Raw genomic sequence first — 17,259 nt, 5'->3', positions numbered from 1 at the left:
GCTTGCGACGAAGCGATCGGGGGGCGATAGGGCCGGCATGGCAAAGTCTCGCGTGGATCAGATGCTCGTCGATCGCGGCCTCGCCGAATCGCGCACCCGTGCGCAGTCGCTGATCATGGCCGGGCTGGTCTATGTCGGTGATCGCAAGGTGGAGAAGCCGGGGCAAAGCTTCGCAGAGGATGTGACGCTCGACGTGCGCGGCCGGGACCATCCCTGGGTGTCGCGCGGCGGCATCAAGCTGGCGCATGGGCTTGACCATTTCGGCTGGGACGTGACTGGGAACGTCGCGATCGACGTCGGTTCATCGACCGGCGGGTTTACCGACGTACTGCTGAGTCGCGGTGCGGCGCGCGTGTATGCGGTCGACAGCGGCACCAACCAGCTCGCCTGGAAGCTGCGGCAGGACCCGCGCGTGATCGTTCATGAACAGACCAGCGCGCGCATCCTGACCGATGCACATATTCCCGAGCCGGTCGACCTGATCGTGTGCGACGCGAGCTTCATCGGCATTGCCAAGGTGCTGGAGGTGTCGCTGCGCTTCGCCAAGCCCGCCGCCCGCGCGCTGACGCTGGTGAAGCCGCAGTTCGAGGCGGGCCGCGAGGAAGTGGGGAAGGGCGGCGTGGTGCGCGACCCGACCGTTCACCGGCGCGTCTGCGACGAGGTGGCGGCCTGGTTCGAAACGCAGGGGTGGCGTGTCGAAGGCGTGAGCGAAAGTCCGATCACCGGGCCGGAAGGGAATGTGGAGTTCCTGCTCGCGGCTGTCCGCAATTGAGGCACTTGCGCGATTGATGATGATCGTGCGCGGTTTACGATCGCTGCGGGCCATGGTTAGGCGACGCAAAACGCCGCGGAGGAAATGTGGGGGCATTAGCGTCCAAGAGCCAGTTGCGCATGTCGTTCGTGCGATGGGCGCTCGTATGTGTCCCGCTGATCATGCTGCTCGGCTTTCTGTCGGGGCGCAGTGTCCCTTCGGGTGATCAGAACCTGTGGTATCAGGCGCTGGCGAAACCGGCGCTGACGCCGCCGGGATGGGTATTCCCGGTCGCCTGGACGACGCTCTATATTCTGCTCGGACTTGCGCTTGCTGCGATCCTGAACGCGCGCGGGGCACGGGGACGGGCGGCTGCGGTGGGGCTGTTCGCGGCTCAATTTGCGCTGAACCTTGCCTGGACTCCGCTGTTCTTTGGTGCGCATCGGGTTGGCGCCGCGCTGCTGGTGATCACGGTGATGCTGCTGCTGGCGATCGCCACCACCTTTGCCTTTGCCCGGATCCGCAAGGCGGCGGCGTGGATGATGGTCCCCTATCTGGTGTGGCTGAGCTTTGCCGCGGTGCTGACGTGGCGGATCGATCAGCTCAACCCCGACGCGGAAACCCTTGTGCCGAGCGCCCGAACCTCCCAAGTCATTGGTTGATTCTCTACCGAAAGGCTTTGGCACATGCAGTCCGAAAACCGGCTGTTCGATGATCTGGCGAAATTGGTGAACGGCGCGGCCGGGACGTTGGCGGGTGTAGGGCGCGAGGCGCAGTCCGGCGCGCGGGAGCGAGCGCGCGAGTGGATCGGCGGCCTGGACTTCGTCAGCCGTGACGAGTTCGAGGCGGTGAAGGCGATGGCGGTTGCGGCACGTGACGAGGCCGATGCGCTTCGCGCGCGACTGGATGCACTGGAAGCGCGCCAGAACGGCTGATCTATCCACAACTGTCTGCGGCGCGTGCTTTGCGTTGCGGGGCTAACCCGTGCGATAAGATGGTGATGCTCGACGAAGCCGATCACGATCACGAACCCGAAGCCCCGCTGGACATGCTCGAAAACTATTTCTCGGCGCATGGCTGGTCGTACGACCGCCATGACGACGAGATCAGCGCGAGCGTGAAGGGCAGCTGGACCGAATATGAGCTTCGCGCCCTGTGGCGCGAAGAAGATGGCGTGTTGCAGTTCCTGGCGTTTCCGGACGTGAAGGTCGCGGAACATGCGCGCGCAGCGGTATACGAGACGATCGGCCTCGCCAATGAACAGCTGTGGCTGGGCCATTTCGAGATGTGGTCGTCCAGCGGGATCCTGCTGTACCGCCATGCCGCGGTGGTCGATCAGACCGAGGAGGAGGCGACGCTGTCGCTCAACGCGGCGCAAGTGCTGGTGGAAACCGCGATCGACGAATGCGAGCGCTTCTATCCGGTGTTCCAGTTCGTCCTGTGGGGCGGGAAATCGCCGCGCGACGCCATTGCGGCGGCGCTGATCGAAACGCAGGGCGAGGCCTGAGCCGGTCATGGGCCTTCCCAGTTCCTTGTGGTTGATCGGTTGCGGCAACATGGGCGGCGCGATGCTGCGCGGCTGGATCGCGCAGGGCCTGCCGCCATCCGCGATCACCGTTGTCGATCCGGGCGCGCCTGACGTTCCGGCGGGGGTACGGATTCTCGCCGCGCCACCGCAGGAGTCTGCGCCGGAGGTGATCGTGCTCGCCGTCAAGCCGCAGTTGCTGGACACGGTCGCCCCGTCGATCGCGAGTATCCGCCCTGCGATCCTCCTGTCCATCCTGGCGGGAGTTGAGGAATCGGCGCTGGCGGCGCGCATCGCGGCGGGCACGATCGTGCGTGCCATGCCCAACCTGCCGGTGGCGATTGGCAAGGGGGTGACGGCGCTTCATGCGACGTCCACCGACCAGGCGGTTCGAGACACCGCGGAGGCGCTGATCCGTCCGCTCGGTCAGGTCGAATGGATCGCCGACGAGGCGCTTTTCGACGCGGTGACTGCCCTTTCGGGTTGCGGTCCGGGGTTCGTGTTCCGGTTCATCGACGCGCTGGCTTCCGCCGGCGAGCGACTGGGCCTGCCGCGTGAGCAGGCCGCGCGCCTTGCGCTCGCCACGGTGGAAGGGTCAGCAGCGATGGCCGCCGGCGCGGACGTCAGCCCGGCGGTGCTTGCCGATCGGGTGGCGAGTCCCGGCGGGTCGACGCGCGAGGGGCTCAATGTCCTCGATCGTGACGCGGCGCTCAATCACCTGCTGGAAGCGACGCTGAGCGCGAGCTTCGAACGGAACCGGGAATTGGCCGCGGCGGCGCGCGGCTGATCTGACAAGCCGACATCCACCGGCCGCTGTTCGGCGGCCGGGGCGACGGCTCAGCCGCGCAGTGCGTCGATCCGGGGACGCTCTTCCTCGGGGATCAACCCTTGCAGGACGGCCCAGAACCCGCCCACGGCACCCTGGCCAGCCTCCAGATAGGCGGCAGCGAGCCGTTCGCGGAGCGCGTCGTACAGCCCGGCCTCGAACGCTTCACCTTCCTTGGTGAGGCGCAGGAGCCGTTGTCGGCGGTCCCGCTCGCCAGGCCGCGCCTCGACATAGCCGCGCTCGGTCAGTTCGCTCAGCACGCGGCCGAGCGACTGTTTGGTGATCCCCAGCAGCGCGAGCAGATCGGAGACCGCCATGTCGGGCTTCCGCGCGATGAAGTAGAGCGCGCGATGGTGCGCCCGTCCGAGGCCGTGACGCGCCAGGCCGCGATCGATCGACCGCGTGATATGGGCGCTTCCGAAGTACAGCAGCTCGATACCGCGGCGAATTTCAGGCTCGCGCAGGAAGAGCGGAGAGGCGGAGGACGTCGGGGCAGCCATGTTGACCGGCATTGCCATCGGGCCTACCCGACCGCAACCCCGTCAACGGCGCGGTTGTTGCGCCTGCCAGGAGCTTTTTTCCGTGCCGACGCCTGCGCAATTCGCCTTTGAACCCAATTCCTCGCCGATCCCGGCGTCCGAACGCACCGCCCAGATCAGCGACCCGGCGTTTGGCCGCGTCTTCACCGATCATATGGCGGTGGTGCGCTGGAGCGAAGCGAAAGGGTGGCATGATGCGAAGATCACCGCACGCACCACGCTGTCGGTCGATCCGGCAACCGCGGTGCTTCATTATGCGCAGGAGATCTTCGAAGGGCTGAAGGCCTATCGTCATGATGACGGGTCCTTCGCGCTGTTCCGACCCGCCGCCAATGCCGCGCGGTTCCGCGATTCCGCCCGCCGCATGGCGATGCCCGAGCTGCCCGACGATCTGTTCATCGGTTCGATCGAGGCGTTGGTAAAGACCGATGCCGACTGGTTCCCGGCGGTGGAGGGCGGGTCGCTGTACCTGCGGCCGTTCATGATCGCGAGCGAGGTGTTCCTGGGCGTGAAGCCGGCCGGGGAGTATCTGTACATGGTGCTGGCGTCGGCCGCCGGATCCTATTGGAAGGGCGGCGTCCGGCCGATCTCGCTGTGGGTGAGCCATGATTATTCGCGTGCCGCACCTGGCGGCACCGGCGCTGCCAAGTGCGGCGGAAATTACGCCACCAGCCTCGTCGCGCAGCAGGAGGCAATCCGCCGCGGATGCGACCAGGTGGTGTTCCTCGATGCGACGGAACGCCGCTGGATCGAGGAACTGGGCGGCATGAACATCTTCTTCGTGTTCGACGACGGCTCGATCCAGACGCCGCCGCTGACGGGAACGATCCTGCCGGGCATCACGCGCAACTCGATTCTCCAGCTTGCCCGTGACGCGGGGCTCACCGTACGTGAGGAGCTGTATTCGATCGATCAATGGCGTGCGGATGCGGACAGCGGGCGGCTGGTCGAAAGCTTCGCCTGCGGTACCGCGGCCGTCGTAACCCCGATCGGGCAGGTCTCCGGGCCCGATTATGCGTTCACCATCGGCTCGGGCGGCACGGGGCAGATTACGCAGCGGTTCCTCGACAGCCTGACCGCCATCCAGCGCGGCCGCGCGCCTGATCCGCACAATTGGCTGCATCCGATCGCCTAAGGCCATTGCACTTCGCGCGCGCCCGTTATAGGCGCCCGCGTTCTGCTGGGGCGTCGCCAAGTGGTAAGGCACCGGTTTTTGGTACCGGCATTCGCAGGTTCGAATCCTGCCGCCCCAGCCAATTTGCACTTAAGGGCTTGATCTCGCTGGCTTCTTGCTTGTGAGACGGAACGATTGTGCCATCGCCTGTGCCAATCGTCTGTCCGGAAGGTCGGATGCTCTGTGGCCTCGGTCCAGCATGTCTATCGGCGCGGCGCCATTTTCTGGTGGCGGCGCTGTCTCCCTTTGTTCTCATCTCGGAAACTTGATATACGTTTATCCCTGCGCACGGCCGATCGGCAGGAGGCACGGGAAAGAGGCGCCGCGCTGACCGCCGCGACGCGGGAGGTGGTAAGGATGGTGGAGGACCGCGTAAGGGCGGCGGACGCGCGCCCGACCGAAGACGAGCTCCAGGCAATGGCCAGGCAGGCGTACGCGGAGAAGCTGGCGCAGTTCTGCGATGATCAAAGAGCTTACCCGCATCATGCGGTCGATCATGAGCGCGCCAACCGAACGTGGGCCGATTATTACGACCGGCTCGTCCGCAACGGCGGCCATGCAGCAAGGCTGGATGGTGAGGAACAGGCGTGGCGGATGATGGGCTGGGACGCGCAGCGGGTCGCCAATCTGCGCGTCGCGATCGCGCACGTCGAAGAGGGAAATCCGCCGATCTCACGGCGCTTCGTCGATCATTACCTTCGCGAATTCGGATACGAGCCGCATAATGGCCTGCGCCGCATGGTCGAGCGGGCACTCCATCCGGCCTATCGCGACGCCTGTCTTGAGGCCGAGCGACGCCGGCGGGGCGCGATCGAGCCGGCTTCGGCATCGCCTTACGCGGAGCCTGCTCAAGCCAGTGCGACCGCGACGGCCGTAGACCGATCATCGGCCGACCAGGGGGCGTATTTCAGCGACTTTATCGAGGCGGCGATCGCCGCCTTGGTCGCCAATGAACGATGGGATGGGAAATCGGGACGTCAGGCGCGCAGTACCATCGCCCTGTTCGAACTGCTGATCGGTCGCAAGAAGCTGGGGGCTTATCATCAGGATGACCTGACCGCGTTCATGAAAAAGCTCCGGTTCGTGCCCAAGCAGTACGACATGACGAGGGCCGAAAGTCGTATAAGCATCCTCAACCATGTGGCAGCGGGGGAGGCGGCGGCGGAGAAGGCTGATGGCAAACCTATTGCCGGCGAACGGTCAAACCGGACACGGAACCGACACCTTTCGAGCCTTGCCGCGATCGTTCGCTGGGGCATTACCAACAAGAAGGGCAAGCCTGACATCACGTTCGACAAGCAGTTCGCGATCGTATCCAAGCGCAAGCGCGCTCGATCGGAACGTCCGGCAACCTCCAAGGACGATGTGGCAGCGCTCTTCGCCATGCCGACTTGGACGGGCTCGCAGCCTCATCGTGGCGGTACTGGCGCAGCCGTCTTGAGAGCACGCGTTACGCCTGGAGATGCGATCGTCCATGATGCGTTCTATTGGGTGCCACTTCTCCTCTACTATACCGGTGCCCGGCGGGAGGAAATCTGTAAGTTATGCCCGGGTGACGTGAAGCTGGCTCCCATTCCGCATATCTTCATCGACTTTACGGATTTTGGTCGCATCAAGAACGACCAATCGGTTCGCCCTGTGCCATTGCATCGCGAATTGGTTCGTCTGGGTTTCCTTCAGTTCGTTGAGGAATGCCGAAAGCGGGGATATCCGGTCCTTTTCCCCGAGCTGACGCCGACCAACGACGTGCAGAAGTTCGGCGACATCTATTACAAGAACGTCTGGGCCAATCTGAAGCGGGCTGCAAAACTTGCCGACGACGCGACAAATCACGGTATGCGGCATCGTTTTTCGACGGACCTGAAGGCGAAGAAGGTCTTCAGTGAGTTCCGCCGCGACGTGATGGGACAGGGCGGCCTCGACATCAACGAGGAACGGTATAGCGATACGGCGGCGATGGAGATCCTGAAGGGGATTATCGAGGAATTGCCATCCGTCACGGACGCACTCCAACCGGGCAAGGCGATCGTGCCGCTTAGGGTAATCCGCCGCCCGAAGCCGAGCATGCGTCGTAAGTAAGGCCGTAACTTTGCGGTTGGAAATTGACGGCGCGGGTGTGCGCGTTAGGCATCCGTATGGCTTTCGGCGTCTTCATCCACCGGTCGGACTCAATCTACGATGACACGCCGGCCGAGCGCTATCAGTTCCCGCCTCAATATCTCAGCCGGGTCCGCGCCTGCATCGGCGACTGGATCGTCTATTACGAGCCGCGCAAGGTGCCCGGCACGCGCGGGTATTTCGCCGTGGCAAAGGTCGAGCAGGTGATTGCCGACCCAAGCGCTCCCGGCATGTACCTCGCGCTGATCGAGCTCGGCAGTTACCTCGACTTCTCGAACCCGGTTCCCTTCGCCGACGGTGATGGGGCCGTGATCGAACGCGGCGTGCTGAACGAAGCTGGTCGTATCTCGGGTCGGGCCCAGGCGGCTGTGCGAGGACTGTCCGCCTCCGACTTCTCCCGCATCGTCGGCCTTGGCCTGGCGGAGGAAAATCCGCTGTTGCCGCGGGTCGGCGCCTCCGAAGCGCCGTCGGCAGTCCGAGAGGAGCGAATGCCCTTCGGGTTCGACGAGACGCGCGAGCGTGTAAGCATGCTCGTTTCCCGCGTCGTGCGTGACCGTGTTTTCCGCCGAATCGTGCTGCGCGCATATGACGAGCGATGCGCGGTCACGGGGCTCAAGCTAATCAACGGCGGCGGGCGGGCCGAGGTCGAGGCCGCGCACATTCGGCCGGTCGAGGCGGACGGGCCGGATATCGTGAGCAATGGCTTGGCTCTTTCCGGCACGGCGCATTGGATGTTCGATCGCGGGCTCATCAGCCTGGCTGACGACGCCAGCATCCTCGTCTCTCGTCAGGCGAACGATCCGGACAGCATCCGCTCGGTCATCAATCCGAGCGGGCGAGCGATCTTGCCAGGCCGCCCCGGCGACCGGCCGCATCCGCATTTCCTGCGCTGGCACCGGGAGAACTGCTTCAAGCTGTGAAGGTGCTAACGACCGGAAATTCGGAAGGAAGGTCGGTTCAGCAGCCGACGATGCGTTGGCGCGACCAAGGGGGAGGAAATTCAGGCGCAACAACGCAATTTGGCGGAATGCCAAATTGCGGGCGGCGGCCGAGCACCGCGTCTCGGCCTGTAAATGTCCTCCAACCTTACGGTTTCCGGAAGGCGAGAAGATCTGTTCGTGGGGGGTATTGTCATTTGCCGTGACGGCCCGGACACTATGAGACATGGGCGAAGGTGGCGCAAACAAACAGGAAGCTGCTGTGTTTGCTCATCACTTGCGAGCATTGTTGGCGCGCCAGGCACAGGAAGATCGCGAGGCGATCGGCGCCCACCTGCGTCGAGCCGGCTTTCAAGTGCAGGATCTTGAAAATCGGACAGCGATCAAAAGGCGAGCGAACGGTCCTTCCGTCGACTTCTTTACCGCCAGTCCGCTAACCGGCCGCGATCGCCAGACTGGCGGCTTTCGCATCCCGCATGTCGACTTCAAGCCGATCACGCCCACGATTGGTCCGACCAGCAAGGACGGCATACAACGGTCGCACAAGGTCACTCACATGACCGCTATCCAACATTTCGATTATGTCACGGACGGGGCGAAGGTCGAATTCGCCTCGCATTTGGATTACATCGCCCGCGTAACCGGGGCCGCTGATCCCTTCGGTGAACTGAAGTGCGACGCGCTCGACGAGCTCGCGGATCGCAACGAGAAGAACGCGCTAAGCTTTTATACCAATATTCCCGGCGGAAAGGCGCGAGCGCGCAGTCTGTTCCAGGCAGCCGAGGAGGTGGTGCCGGCACCGAAGACCTACGAGCTTCTCGTCTCCACAGGCGAATGGGAGACATTTGCCGACAGGGCGCAAATGGCCGGATCGCCCGCATGGTTTCTGCGGATGGAGCAACAGCTCCGCGCGGAGCGAGATGCGATAGTCGAGCGAGCGGCTATCGAGGGGAAAGCCATCAGACACCGGCAGGTTGTTGTCGATCGCCTAAGTTCGGCGGATGCGTTCGACCGCCTTGAGCTACTGGACGGTTACCCTGATCTGAAGGGCAAGATTGCCTGGAAGCAGGGGCGGACGGAGCGGTGCCAGTATCGCTTCGTGGGTGAATTGCCGGACGGGCTATCAACGCGCGACCGACACGCCATCCTCTCTGACTTTTGCGATCAACTCGGTGAGGATGGTTGGATGGTGGTCGGCGCAATCCATCAGCCCGACGCGACCAATGACAAGCGCAACTACCACGTTCACATCGACCTGTACGACCGCAAGGCGCAGTGGCTGGAGCGGGAAGGATGCTGGGATTTCGCATACTCAGCTAGAAGGAACGGGAAGCCGACGCACCCGTATCGGCAAAACAAGGTCCGCTATGAAAAGCGCGGCGCCGACGGAAAGCTGCGCAAGTTCGACGTCGCAGGCTTCATGCGATCGCGCTTCATCGAAGCGGTAAACGCCGTGGGGGAGAAGCGAGGCGTCGTCCGATATCTGCACGGGACCTACGAGGACAACAACATCGATCTGACGCCGTTGGAGCATATGGGCAACCGCGCCATGGGCCTCGAAAGGCGCGGCACCGTCACCGAAGTCGGATCGCGTAATGCGAGGCGGATCGCCGCCGATGAAGCATCAGCTTGTGAGAAGCGGGCAGCCGCGGCGGAAGCTGCTCTGGCAGAGGAAATGGCGCGTATCCGGAGCACAGCAGTGCACAATCAGCAGGCGTTGCGAGAGGCCGAACGCCATGAGCTCTTGCAGCGCCGGTTGATCCGCCGGCGACTTCAGGCGGACCTTGTTGATAACGTCATCGCGATGGCCTGTTCGCGGGCGGACGCCGTCGTGCGCACGCTTACCCCGGCGCCGGGCCATCGGATCAAACTCAATCCGGGTGACGCGGAGCTCCTCGCCGAAGCACACCTTCATCTGGATTGGGTTCGGCGAACCGGACCCTCGCCGCGCGACCGCGAGGTCGAACGGCAGTCGTTCGCGACAGCAAGGCACCGTGCTGTCGCTCAAAAAAAGATCCTGGAGGAAGCCATTTCTCGCGCGGCTGCCGCCCAGAACCCGGTGGGGATCATTTATCATCGCCGTCGACACGAGACCGGGCATGCCCCTGCCGCCGATCCTTCGTACGACGACATGAAGCGTTCACGTTTGGCCAAATGGTTGGAGAAGCATGCGACCGATCCAAACAAGCTAGCCTTCGTCGGCAATGAGGCTCGCCTGGGCAAAGCTGTGCCGCCGTCCATCGATACGCTAATGGCACGCTTCGCCAGTGAACGGCCGTTCCAGCAGAAGTTGTCGGCGGAAAGGGCACGGCGTGAGATCGCAGCGGCCTCCCGTCTCCCGGAACCCGCAGCCATCGCTGCTAAGGATCAGCCAACCATCCAGCAAAGCTGGGCCGAACAACCTAAGGCCACACAGCTGGAAAGCACGCATACTGAGCAGGCGGTAGCGGCGTCTGGGGCGATGAAAGATGATTCCGTGCCATGCGCGCCTCGGCCTCTCGTTGAAGCGTCTTTAACCGAAGGTCGTAAAGAAGCACGACGACATGGTTATACTGATGTCAACGAAGCCGACCGGGCGGCTCTGGAAGCTCGCAGTCCGCCATCCACAATATCGGTCAACGCCCGCCCGGAAGGAAGGAGCGTTGATGATCGCAGCAACTTGCAGAAGGTCGAAGAGGGGAATGTTAAAAGAGCGCTCGTGAGGCTCCAGCGCACGGCCGCGCCAATCTCGCGAAATGAAGCAGGCCGGTATGATGCAGATCTCTCAAAACTAGGACGATTCGAACGGGGCGCACTTGAGCGGCAGATAATGGCGCCGCACGTCCAGTCTGCACTGGCTGCCATGTTCAGTCAGCAGCACATGGATCCCTCGCGCACGTCTCTGGAGGTTCAGATGAACTCCGGCGTGCCTGAACATGAAAACCTTCGTACAAGCGAGAAGATTAACAATGACAGACAATACTCGGGGCACAATCAAAGGCTTCGTCGCGGGCCTTTCGGTGCCGGCCCCTTCCGGGGGATGGCCGGCATGCGCGGCCTGCGATCATTCGATGTGGATAGTCGATCAGAGGAAGCCGATGGCTTCCTGCGATATACTCGGCGTCATGACATTCGGTCTGGACAATCGGTTCATATCCCGCTGCGAGAAGTTCGTTCAAGGCAAGTGACCGGCGAAGCCGATCATGCGAAGGCATCGAAGGAGAATTCGCCTGACGGGTTGAAGACAGCGCATGGTCGAGGAGTGCTTGGCCAAGCGAATGCTCTTGCCGGGAACGGTCAGCAGCCTCTCGCGCGACCAAAAGGGCCAGGCACAAGCCGTGAGTTCTCCCTGCCTGTGCGGGGGCGGAGCGGCAACGAGCGTTAGCCGCCACCCCGTCGCAAGACCAACGGCCTGCAGCGACATGACCCGTTTTCCAGTTTGTCGACTGTAACTGGTCGGACAGGCACTTAGCTGCTGGTTGGAATACGCCTCCTGTGCAGGAAGGCGGAGATGCGGCCGTGCCGCCCGAAATAAGCTTGGGAATGAGCCTGCGGCTGTGCCGTAGAGGCGAAATCAAGATGCGCGAAGGCGCGGCGAGCAGCCCGCCGACCTTCCGCGCGGATGAAGGACTCCCATGTATACCGTTACCCCTGAGCATAGGCTCGCAGAGGCGCGCGCCCTGTCGGGCGCACTGGCGCTCGCCGATCTGGCTGGGTGGAAGATCAGCTCCTCGTCGTCGCTGATCCTGCCGCCGCCGTTCCGCAACTACCTCCATGTGGAGCAGGCGCAGCTGCTGCTGGTGCCCTCGATCGAACCGTCACGCTGCGATCTTGAGATTGTTGGCCGCGGCATGCGCGAGGCGCGCTGCGATGCGCTGGTCGTGAAAGCGTCAAGCGAGGGGCGCCGTACGCTGTACTGCGCGCTCGGCAAATGGGGACGACAGGGTAATAATTGGCATCACTCCCGTCGCTTGTGGCTGTCGCGTCACAATGAGGCGTGGCTGGTGCCCGATCCGGCAGAGCCGGTTGAGGTTGATCTGTTCTACCGCCTGACGCCCGGTCCTCTTCGTATCGGGTTTGAGCCATTCGTTTGCGCCGAGCCCGATATCGACGCCGGACTTGATCGAGCCGACGCCTATCTTGCCGCTGTGTGGGGAGATCGCTGATGAGCGCGCTCCCGTGGATCAGCCCGGCAGATGTCGACGCCATGCTTTACGACGATCCCGACGGCCCGAGGGAAAATTTTGGTTTCGCGCTGTGTAGGCCGCGCGCGAAAGGGAATACCAACCTCACGGCCGATCTCGCCCGCGCCAAGCTTCAGCCGACCCGCCCTGCTGATGCCGACTGGCAGGCGGACGGACTGTGGCCGATCACCTGCACGTTGCACCGCATGGTCACCGCGCCGCAGGTTGCAATCGACGCTGGCGCGTTCGAGACGATCTTCCACGGCTATGATGCGAAGATCAAACCGCACCAGCGCCTGCTCGCCGCCGTGCTCACGATGCGCATGGATCATGATTGGCAGCCAGCCGACATTCTGTCGCTGGTGGGCGGATATGCGCTCGAGAAGCTCGCGCTTGAGCGCAGGCTTACCAGCATGACGGTGGTACACATGCCCGGTGAAGAGCTGTCCGGGCGCCGGCCGCATGCCCATGTGATCGTGCTTGCTCGTGTTCACCGCGCCTCAGGCTGGGGTGCAATGCATCCGGATCTGATCGCCAAGACGGCCCAGGGCAAGTTCCAGGCGGAATGGGAGGCATATCGCGACCTCTGGGCGCCGCGCTTTGGTCAGCGCTGACAATCACGGGGGGCCGCACACCGGCTCCCCGCCTGCCGGGGGGCGAGAAGAAAGCGAGTGATGGTGATCCCCGAGTTAGGGATGAAAATGAGGAAGAACGCCATGACCGCCGAGAACACCGAAATCGTCCGCCGCCACGTCGAAGCTGTTACCCAGATGCTGCTCGGCAACCGAACCCTGCAGCCTGGGGCGATGATCATCGCCGGTGAACTGACGGACGGAAGCGGCCGGATGGCGCTCGCTCAAATGGCGGATGCGTTGGGCAAGGACCTCGTCTTCCTCGCCTTTGGCGATACCGCTGATGGCTACAGCCTTACCGATATCGCGGTCGTCGCCCTGCGGAATGGGGTCTGCCATAACCGGCTCGGCTGTCGCTTCTACTTGCCAAGGACGGGCGCCCGGGCGGTGCTCCTGCCGAAGCCAAACGTCCGCGGTCACTTCCGCCTGGCGCCGGGTGAATTGATGCACGTCGACCGCAAGCCCGCTGACATCGAGGATGGCGTCGTCCGCGCCACCGCCCGGCTGGCACAGCTGGTCGAGCGTGGCGTCGATCTTGACGGTCGCGCCATCATCAACACCTACCCGGTCGCCGCGTGACCCGACCCGACAACGACGGGGCGCCCGAAAAGATGATCAAGACGTACAACCTGACCTGGCCGGCCACAATTCCCGCGCCGTGGCGGCCGATCATGCCAGCGGCCTCGTGGCATGGGAGCAGCCGAGTGCCACGATCAGTATCATCGTCGCGCGTGATGATCACGATCCCGCGCGGCGCCGCGATGGGAGGCAAACTGGCGATAGTGGTGCGCAATGATCCGTGACGCCGACACCATCGAGCCGAACATTTCGGAGGCTTGGCCATCTCGTCCTACCATCGAGACCGTCGCCCACCTGCAGGTGTGCGACCGGATCGAGTCTGAGCGGGGTACAATCGAGGCAATGCGGTTCGAGACGCCGCTGGCGGAACACTGGTCGGCGCTGACCGAGCCACTGCCGTTGGCGGGCGTAACCGCGATGCGCCCCGCCGCCGATGGCGGGTTTCCCGCGCTCGACGCAGTGAGCGCGGCCGCGCCGTGGGCGAGCGCGCTCGTCGTCGACATTGCACATGGGCTACGGCTCCAGCTGGCGCTCGGCCGGGCGTGGGTACAGTTCGATCCTATCCTGCTGGTCGGCCCACCCGGCGTGGGCAAGTCGTGGCTGGCCCGCCGCCTGGCGAAGGCCCTCAGCTTACCCAGCGCGGTGTTGGAGCTCGGCAACGCCACTGACGACCGCCAATTGTCTGGCACGGCGCGGGGATTCAGCAACGCCCAGCCTGCCTGGCCGGTGATGACGATTGCTGCGACAAAGTGCCCGAACCCGCTGCTGATTGTCGATGAGATCGACAAGGCGGGCGGCTCGGCGCAGTACGGCCGCCCGCATCATGCGTTGCTGTCGATGCTTGAGCCGGGCTCGGCAAAGAACTGGACCGATCCGTGTCTGCTGGCTTCATGTGATCTAAGCGCCGTGAACTGGATCGCGTGCGCCAACACAACCGATCCGCTCCCGAAGGCGCTGCTGTCGCGGTTTAGGATGGTCGAGCTGGCAATACCCGAACCATCGCACTTCGATGCCGCGCTCACCTCCGTGCTCGGTGACCTCGCCGCCCGATGGGACTTGCCCGCCAATCTCGACATGATGCCCCCGTCGCGGGCGGTACGGCTGCTCCGCCGACAATTCGCCCGGCACCGCTCGGTTAGGCTACTCGCGCGGCACGCCACCGCCGTCGTTGGCGCCATGCTGGCGGACGGCGCGATCATCACGCGGCAATGACGTTGCGAGCTGGGCGGCCAAGCGATAATTTTAATGAAAGGGTTGCAATCCCACCCGTATTGGCGGCAGCGCAGCATTGCTGCCGAGTGGGCGCCAGACCCTCGGCGTCTCGTCAGAAGTCGTAAGTCATCGGCATGAGACGCCTTCGAGGCGCGGCCATTAGTGGGAAACGCTTGGGCTATGGCACCTTCCGCTACGCGCCTATGATTGGACGTTTCAGACGGCGTCCGTACGAGCCGAAAACTGCCGTTTGCTCGTGCGGTCGAGATCGCCTCGAGAACGACGGCCATTGAGACAAAGCGGTCGATCCGGCGGGTCAGCTCGATCGTTCACCCCTACCATAATCGGCGGCCGTGTACCCCCAGGCTTGAAGCCGTGCGGTGCGCCTTGAGATAGGTTGCGTCGATCATGACCGTCTTCGGTTCGGCACCGACCGCAGCCAGACCAGACGATGCCAGGCGCACAGTATTTCGGTGGTGAGGTCGGTGCTGAACGAGCTAGCAACAGCGGTCATCAGCTCGGCGACGCCGTTCTCACGTTCGCGTTGCCGGAAAGGAGCTGATAGGCCGAGACTGCGACGTAGCGACGATTGGACGCTTTCGCGATCGAGAATTTCGTCCTCGATCAGTGAGGTGTCGATCGCCTCTTCCTCGAAGAGGTCGATTTTAATCGCTGTCTTGCGATCTTCGGGAAGATGATGGATCGTTCCGACGGCGACGCCGCTGAGATGAAGATAACGGTCCTCAAGCCCGCGGAGCGCGGGAACGTTATAGTTTAGGCTGGGCCATCCCGGCTGTTCCCAGATCCACTGCGTCATCGGATAACCTCTCTATTCCTCATGCATCGCGGCACTATACGAGGAATGGAAGCCATTCTATTCCTCACGAGTGGCGGGCATTCTTTACCGAACGGCATAAGAAAACCCGCCTCGGCGCATCGCCGGGCGGGCCTATTCTGGTTAGCGTGGATGGTCTCAGGCGGCCAGACGGTTACGCCGCACGAGTGAGGCACATGCGAGATCCTCAACGCGTGTGAGGCCGGCGACCCGAACACGGCCACCGCGCAGCTGGCGCTCAGGCAGTCCGGTGCGCGGGTTGCGATCCACCCAGACGTTCGTCGGGATGCCGTCGGCCCAGTCGGCCCAGTCGGCCCAGTCGGCCCAGTCGGCGCAAGTGGCATTGACGTTGTCGGCGAAACGGATGCGGCTCCGGCCCTGGGTGATGGTGAAATTGTCGCGCAGATCCCGGGCGTATCGGCCGATGCCGGGCATGATGTCGCTCCGTTGCAGAGGGATACCCCTCAGCGGACCGTCCAACGCTAGCCAATCGGTAACACAGCAAATGCAAAGCTGATCGGACCAATCCCATCCACCGTCAACCGTTTACATCGTGGAGGCTTCCCCGGCCGCAGTCACGCTTTTACGGAAGTGGTGTAGTTGCCTTTCACGCGTTGATCGCGGTGGTACCCGCGAACAGATGACCGCTCCTGGAAAAGGCAGCGCCGCCGCTTCGAAAACACGCGGGGCCACCAACCTCGATCCGCGGCCAATGACGGCCTTGGAGAGGAATGATGGGAAACTCACATTATGATCCTGCTGTGCAGAACCGGCCGGCATGGAATTCGGGCAAGAAGATCGGGGCAAAGCGACCGCTAACGCAGAAGCAGATCTGGGCCGTTCGCTTCTTCCTGGATCGAGAACGCCGTGTTCGCGACCGGGCGCTCTTCGATCTTGCAATCGACAGCAAGCTGCGAGGCTGCGACCTAGTGAAGATCAAGATCGGTGATCTTGTGTCCGGAGCCGATATCCGGACCAGATCGATCGTCATCCAGCAGAAGACAGGAAGGCCTGTGCAGTTCGAGCTCACTGCCGATGTAAGAACGAGCCTGCTGGCGTGGCTCGAATGTCGGGGTGGCAACGCTCAAGACTACGCCTTCCCAAGCCGTATCGACCGTGCGGGCCACCTCAGCACGCGACAATATGCCCGGCTCGTGGACGAATGGGTTGATGCCATCGGCCTGCGTCGCACCGAATACGGCACGCATTCGCTTAGGCGCACAAAGGCGTCGATGATCTACAAGGCAACCGGCGACCTTCGCGCAATTCAAATCTTGCTGGGGCACACAAAAATCGAGAACACCGTGCGATATCTCGGTGTCGACATCGAAGATGCCCTCATCCTCGCAGAACGCACCGAAATTTAACGCCGGGGCGGCCCATCTAAGCTGAAGATGGGCCGCTCTAATGCTGGGCTGGAAGGTTTCTCCCGTTATCGTTCGGTGAAGCCCTTTGCGGTGACATCATAGGCCCGCATGTCGTTGCTCGTGATCGTCTTCATGTCTCGCCACACGGCATCAGATAGTTCCTTGGTGAGCCTCGCGGACGAAGCACGCGCGCGCGCCTCTTCAAGCCAGAGCGCCGCGATGATCAACCGCATCTCTGATTCCTGCTGACGCCGGGCATGACTCTGACGAAGGAGCGGGGATGACTGCAGACCGCTCGTCGTCTGACGGAAGATGGCCGCATTCTGCGCGGGCGATAGTCGTTGCCCGTTTGCCAGCTCCCAGCCGATCGCAAGGAAAAGCGCGGTCGCGCCGCTGACGGAATTCTCCGGCAGTCTTCGCGCTTCCAGCTCTCGCCGATAAATACTGCGGGTCCCGGCAGTCTTCACGAAGCGGGACGGGTCATTCATGCGGAAGCGCAGCGACACCAACTGCGGCAGCCGCGTTGCGACACCTTCTTCAATCTGGCCGGTCAGATCCGCCGAGCGCTGGAAGGAGAGCCTATCAGCAGTGCGCATCCTG

The 17,259-nt window shown here is 63.2% G+C and carries 18 protein-coding genes, 1 tRNA gene and 1 pseudogene; 15 read left to right on the top strand and 5 right to left on the bottom strand.

All coding sequences use genetic code 11. From position 1 onward, the window contains the following. Positions 1-37 precede the first annotated feature (37 nt). The 5 genes from XM50_RS17120 (at position 38) to proC (ending at position 3,063) form a co-directional block, all read left to right on the top strand. On the top strand, positions 38-772 hold the full coding sequence (locus XM50_RS17120) for a TlyA family RNA methyltransferase (protein WP_082103162.1): 735 nt from the start codon (positions 38-40) through the stop codon (positions 770-772). Positions 773-891: 119 nt separating this feature from the next. Then, entirely contained in the window at positions 892-1,413 is a 522-nt protein-coding gene (locus XM50_RS17115) for a TspO/MBR family protein (protein ID WP_046411146.1), read from the top strand. A 24-nt stretch (positions 1,414-1,437) separates the two neighbouring features. Further along, complete coding sequence (locus tag XM50_RS17110) at positions 1,438-1,686, top strand: accessory factor UbiK family protein (protein WP_046411144.1); 249 nt, start codon at positions 1,438-1,440, stop codon at positions 1,684-1,686. A 59-nt stretch (positions 1,687-1,745) separates the two neighbouring features. Then, on the top strand, positions 1,746-2,258 hold the full coding sequence (locus tag XM50_RS17105) for a YbjN domain-containing protein (protein WP_046411142.1): 513 nt from the start codon (positions 1,746-1,748) through the stop codon (positions 2,256-2,258). A gap of 7 nt (positions 2,259-2,265) precedes the next feature. Further along, the gene (gene proC, locus XM50_RS17100) at positions 2,266-3,063 is read left to right on the top strand and encodes a pyrroline-5-carboxylate reductase (RefSeq protein ID WP_046411140.1); all 798 of its coding nucleotides are present in this window, start codon (positions 2,266-2,268) and stop codon (positions 3,061-3,063) included. Between the two features lie 50 nt (positions 3,064-3,113). Here the strand turns inward: proC and XM50_RS17095 are convergent, their stop codons facing one another. Further along, positions 3,114-3,620: a MarR family transcriptional regulator gene (locus tag XM50_RS17095; RefSeq protein WP_046411138.1), complete on the bottom strand. Its 507-nt coding sequence runs from the start codon at positions 3,618-3,620 to the stop codon at positions 3,114-3,116. 64 nt (positions 3,621-3,684) lie between these two features. Here XM50_RS17095 and XM50_RS17090 point away from each other — a divergent pair, with 64 nt between their 5' ends. From XM50_RS17090 to XM50_RS19285, 9 genes are all read left to right on the top strand, one after another. Further along, positions 3,685-4,776, top strand: a complete 1,092-nt coding sequence (locus XM50_RS17090) for a branched-chain amino acid aminotransferase (protein ID WP_046411136.1) — start codon at positions 3,685-3,687, stop codon at positions 4,774-4,776. A 46-nt stretch (positions 4,777-4,822) separates the two neighbouring features. Then, positions 4,823-4,897: transfer RNA gene (locus tag XM50_RS17085), tRNA-Gln, on the top strand. Positions 4,898-4,998: 101 nt separating this feature from the next. Beyond that, positions 4,999-6,894, top strand: a complete 1,896-nt coding sequence (locus XM50_RS19290; protein ID WP_156167286.1) for a DUF6538 domain-containing protein — start codon at positions 4,999-5,001, stop codon at positions 6,892-6,894. A gap of 23 nt (positions 6,895-6,917) precedes the next feature. Beyond that, complete coding sequence (locus tag XM50_RS17075) at positions 6,918-7,853, top strand: HNH endonuclease (protein WP_231622010.1); 936 nt, start codon at positions 6,918-6,920, stop codon at positions 7,851-7,853. A gap of 244 nt (positions 7,854-8,097) precedes the next feature. Further along, positions 8,098-11,235 carry a MobA/MobL family protein gene (locus tag XM50_RS17070; RefSeq protein WP_082103156.1) on the top strand — a complete coding sequence of 1,046 codons (3,138 nt, stop codon included), beginning with the start codon at positions 8,098-8,100 and terminating at the stop codon, positions 11,233-11,235. Positions 11,236-11,485: 250 nt separating this feature from the next. Next, positions 11,486-12,016 carry a hypothetical protein gene (locus XM50_RS17065; protein ID WP_046411132.1) on the top strand — a complete coding sequence of 177 codons (531 nt, stop codon included), beginning with the start codon at positions 11,486-11,488 and terminating at the stop codon, positions 12,014-12,016. Continuing rightward, positions 12,016-12,648: a hypothetical protein gene (locus XM50_RS17060; RefSeq protein WP_046411130.1), complete on the top strand. Its 633-nt coding sequence runs from the start codon at positions 12,016-12,018 to the stop codon at positions 12,646-12,648. The genes XM50_RS17065 and XM50_RS17060 overlap by 1 nt, the downstream gene beginning before the upstream one ends. A gap of 60 nt (positions 12,649-12,708) precedes the next feature. Continuing rightward, positions 12,709-13,245 (top strand): hypothetical protein, encoded by a 537-nt coding sequence (locus XM50_RS17055; RefSeq protein WP_156167285.1) that lies wholly within the window; start codon positions 12,709-12,711, stop codon positions 13,243-13,245. A 213-nt stretch (positions 13,246-13,458) separates the two neighbouring features. Then, positions 13,459-14,457, top strand: coding sequence for an AAA family ATPase (locus XM50_RS19285; protein ID WP_052742630.1), 999 nt, complete (start codon positions 13,459-13,461; stop codon positions 14,455-14,457). Between the two features lie 356 nt (positions 14,458-14,813). Here the strand turns inward: XM50_RS19285 and XM50_RS20215 are convergent. The 3 genes and pseudogenes from XM50_RS20215 to XM50_RS17035 form a co-directional block, all read right to left on the bottom strand. Beyond that, positions 14,814-14,903: pseudogene (locus XM50_RS20215) on the bottom strand (IS5/IS1182 family transposase); the annotation flags it as partial. Continuing rightward, positions 14,864-15,274 carry a DUF4172 domain-containing protein gene (locus XM50_RS17040; RefSeq protein ID WP_046411124.1) on the bottom strand — a complete coding sequence of 137 codons (411 nt, stop codon included), beginning with the start codon at positions 15,272-15,274 and terminating at the stop codon, positions 14,864-14,866. The gene XM50_RS17040 and the pseudogene XM50_RS20215, both read right to left, overlap by 40 nt. Before the next feature lie 156 nt (positions 15,275-15,430). Further along, entirely contained in the window at positions 15,431-15,727 is a 297-nt protein-coding gene (locus XM50_RS17035) for a hypothetical protein (RefSeq protein ID WP_046411122.1), read from the bottom strand. 299 nt (positions 15,728-16,026) lie between these two features. On the opposite strand from XM50_RS17035, the gene XM50_RS17030 reads away from it, so the two are divergent. Further along, positions 16,027-16,659: a tyrosine-type recombinase/integrase gene (locus XM50_RS17030; protein ID WP_046411878.1), complete on the top strand. Its 633-nt coding sequence runs from the start codon at positions 16,027-16,029 to the stop codon at positions 16,657-16,659. 65 nt (positions 16,660-16,724) lie between these two features. Here XM50_RS17030 and XM50_RS17025 read toward each other — a convergent pair whose 3' ends face one another. Beyond that, positions 16,725-17,255 (bottom strand): hypothetical protein, encoded by a 531-nt coding sequence (locus tag XM50_RS17025; RefSeq protein ID WP_046411120.1) that lies wholly within the window; start codon positions 17,253-17,255, stop codon positions 16,725-16,727. Positions 17,256-17,259 lie beyond the last annotated feature (4 nt).

Origin of the sequence: Sphingomonas sp. Ag1 (genome assembly GCF_000980895.1) — a bacterium.
Lineage (GTDB): Bacteria > Pseudomonadota > Alphaproteobacteria > Sphingomonadales > Sphingomonadaceae > Sphingomonas > Sphingomonas panaciterrae.
Note: the sequence above shows the minus strand (reverse complement) of the source record. Positions and strands in the feature narration are given on the sequence as shown.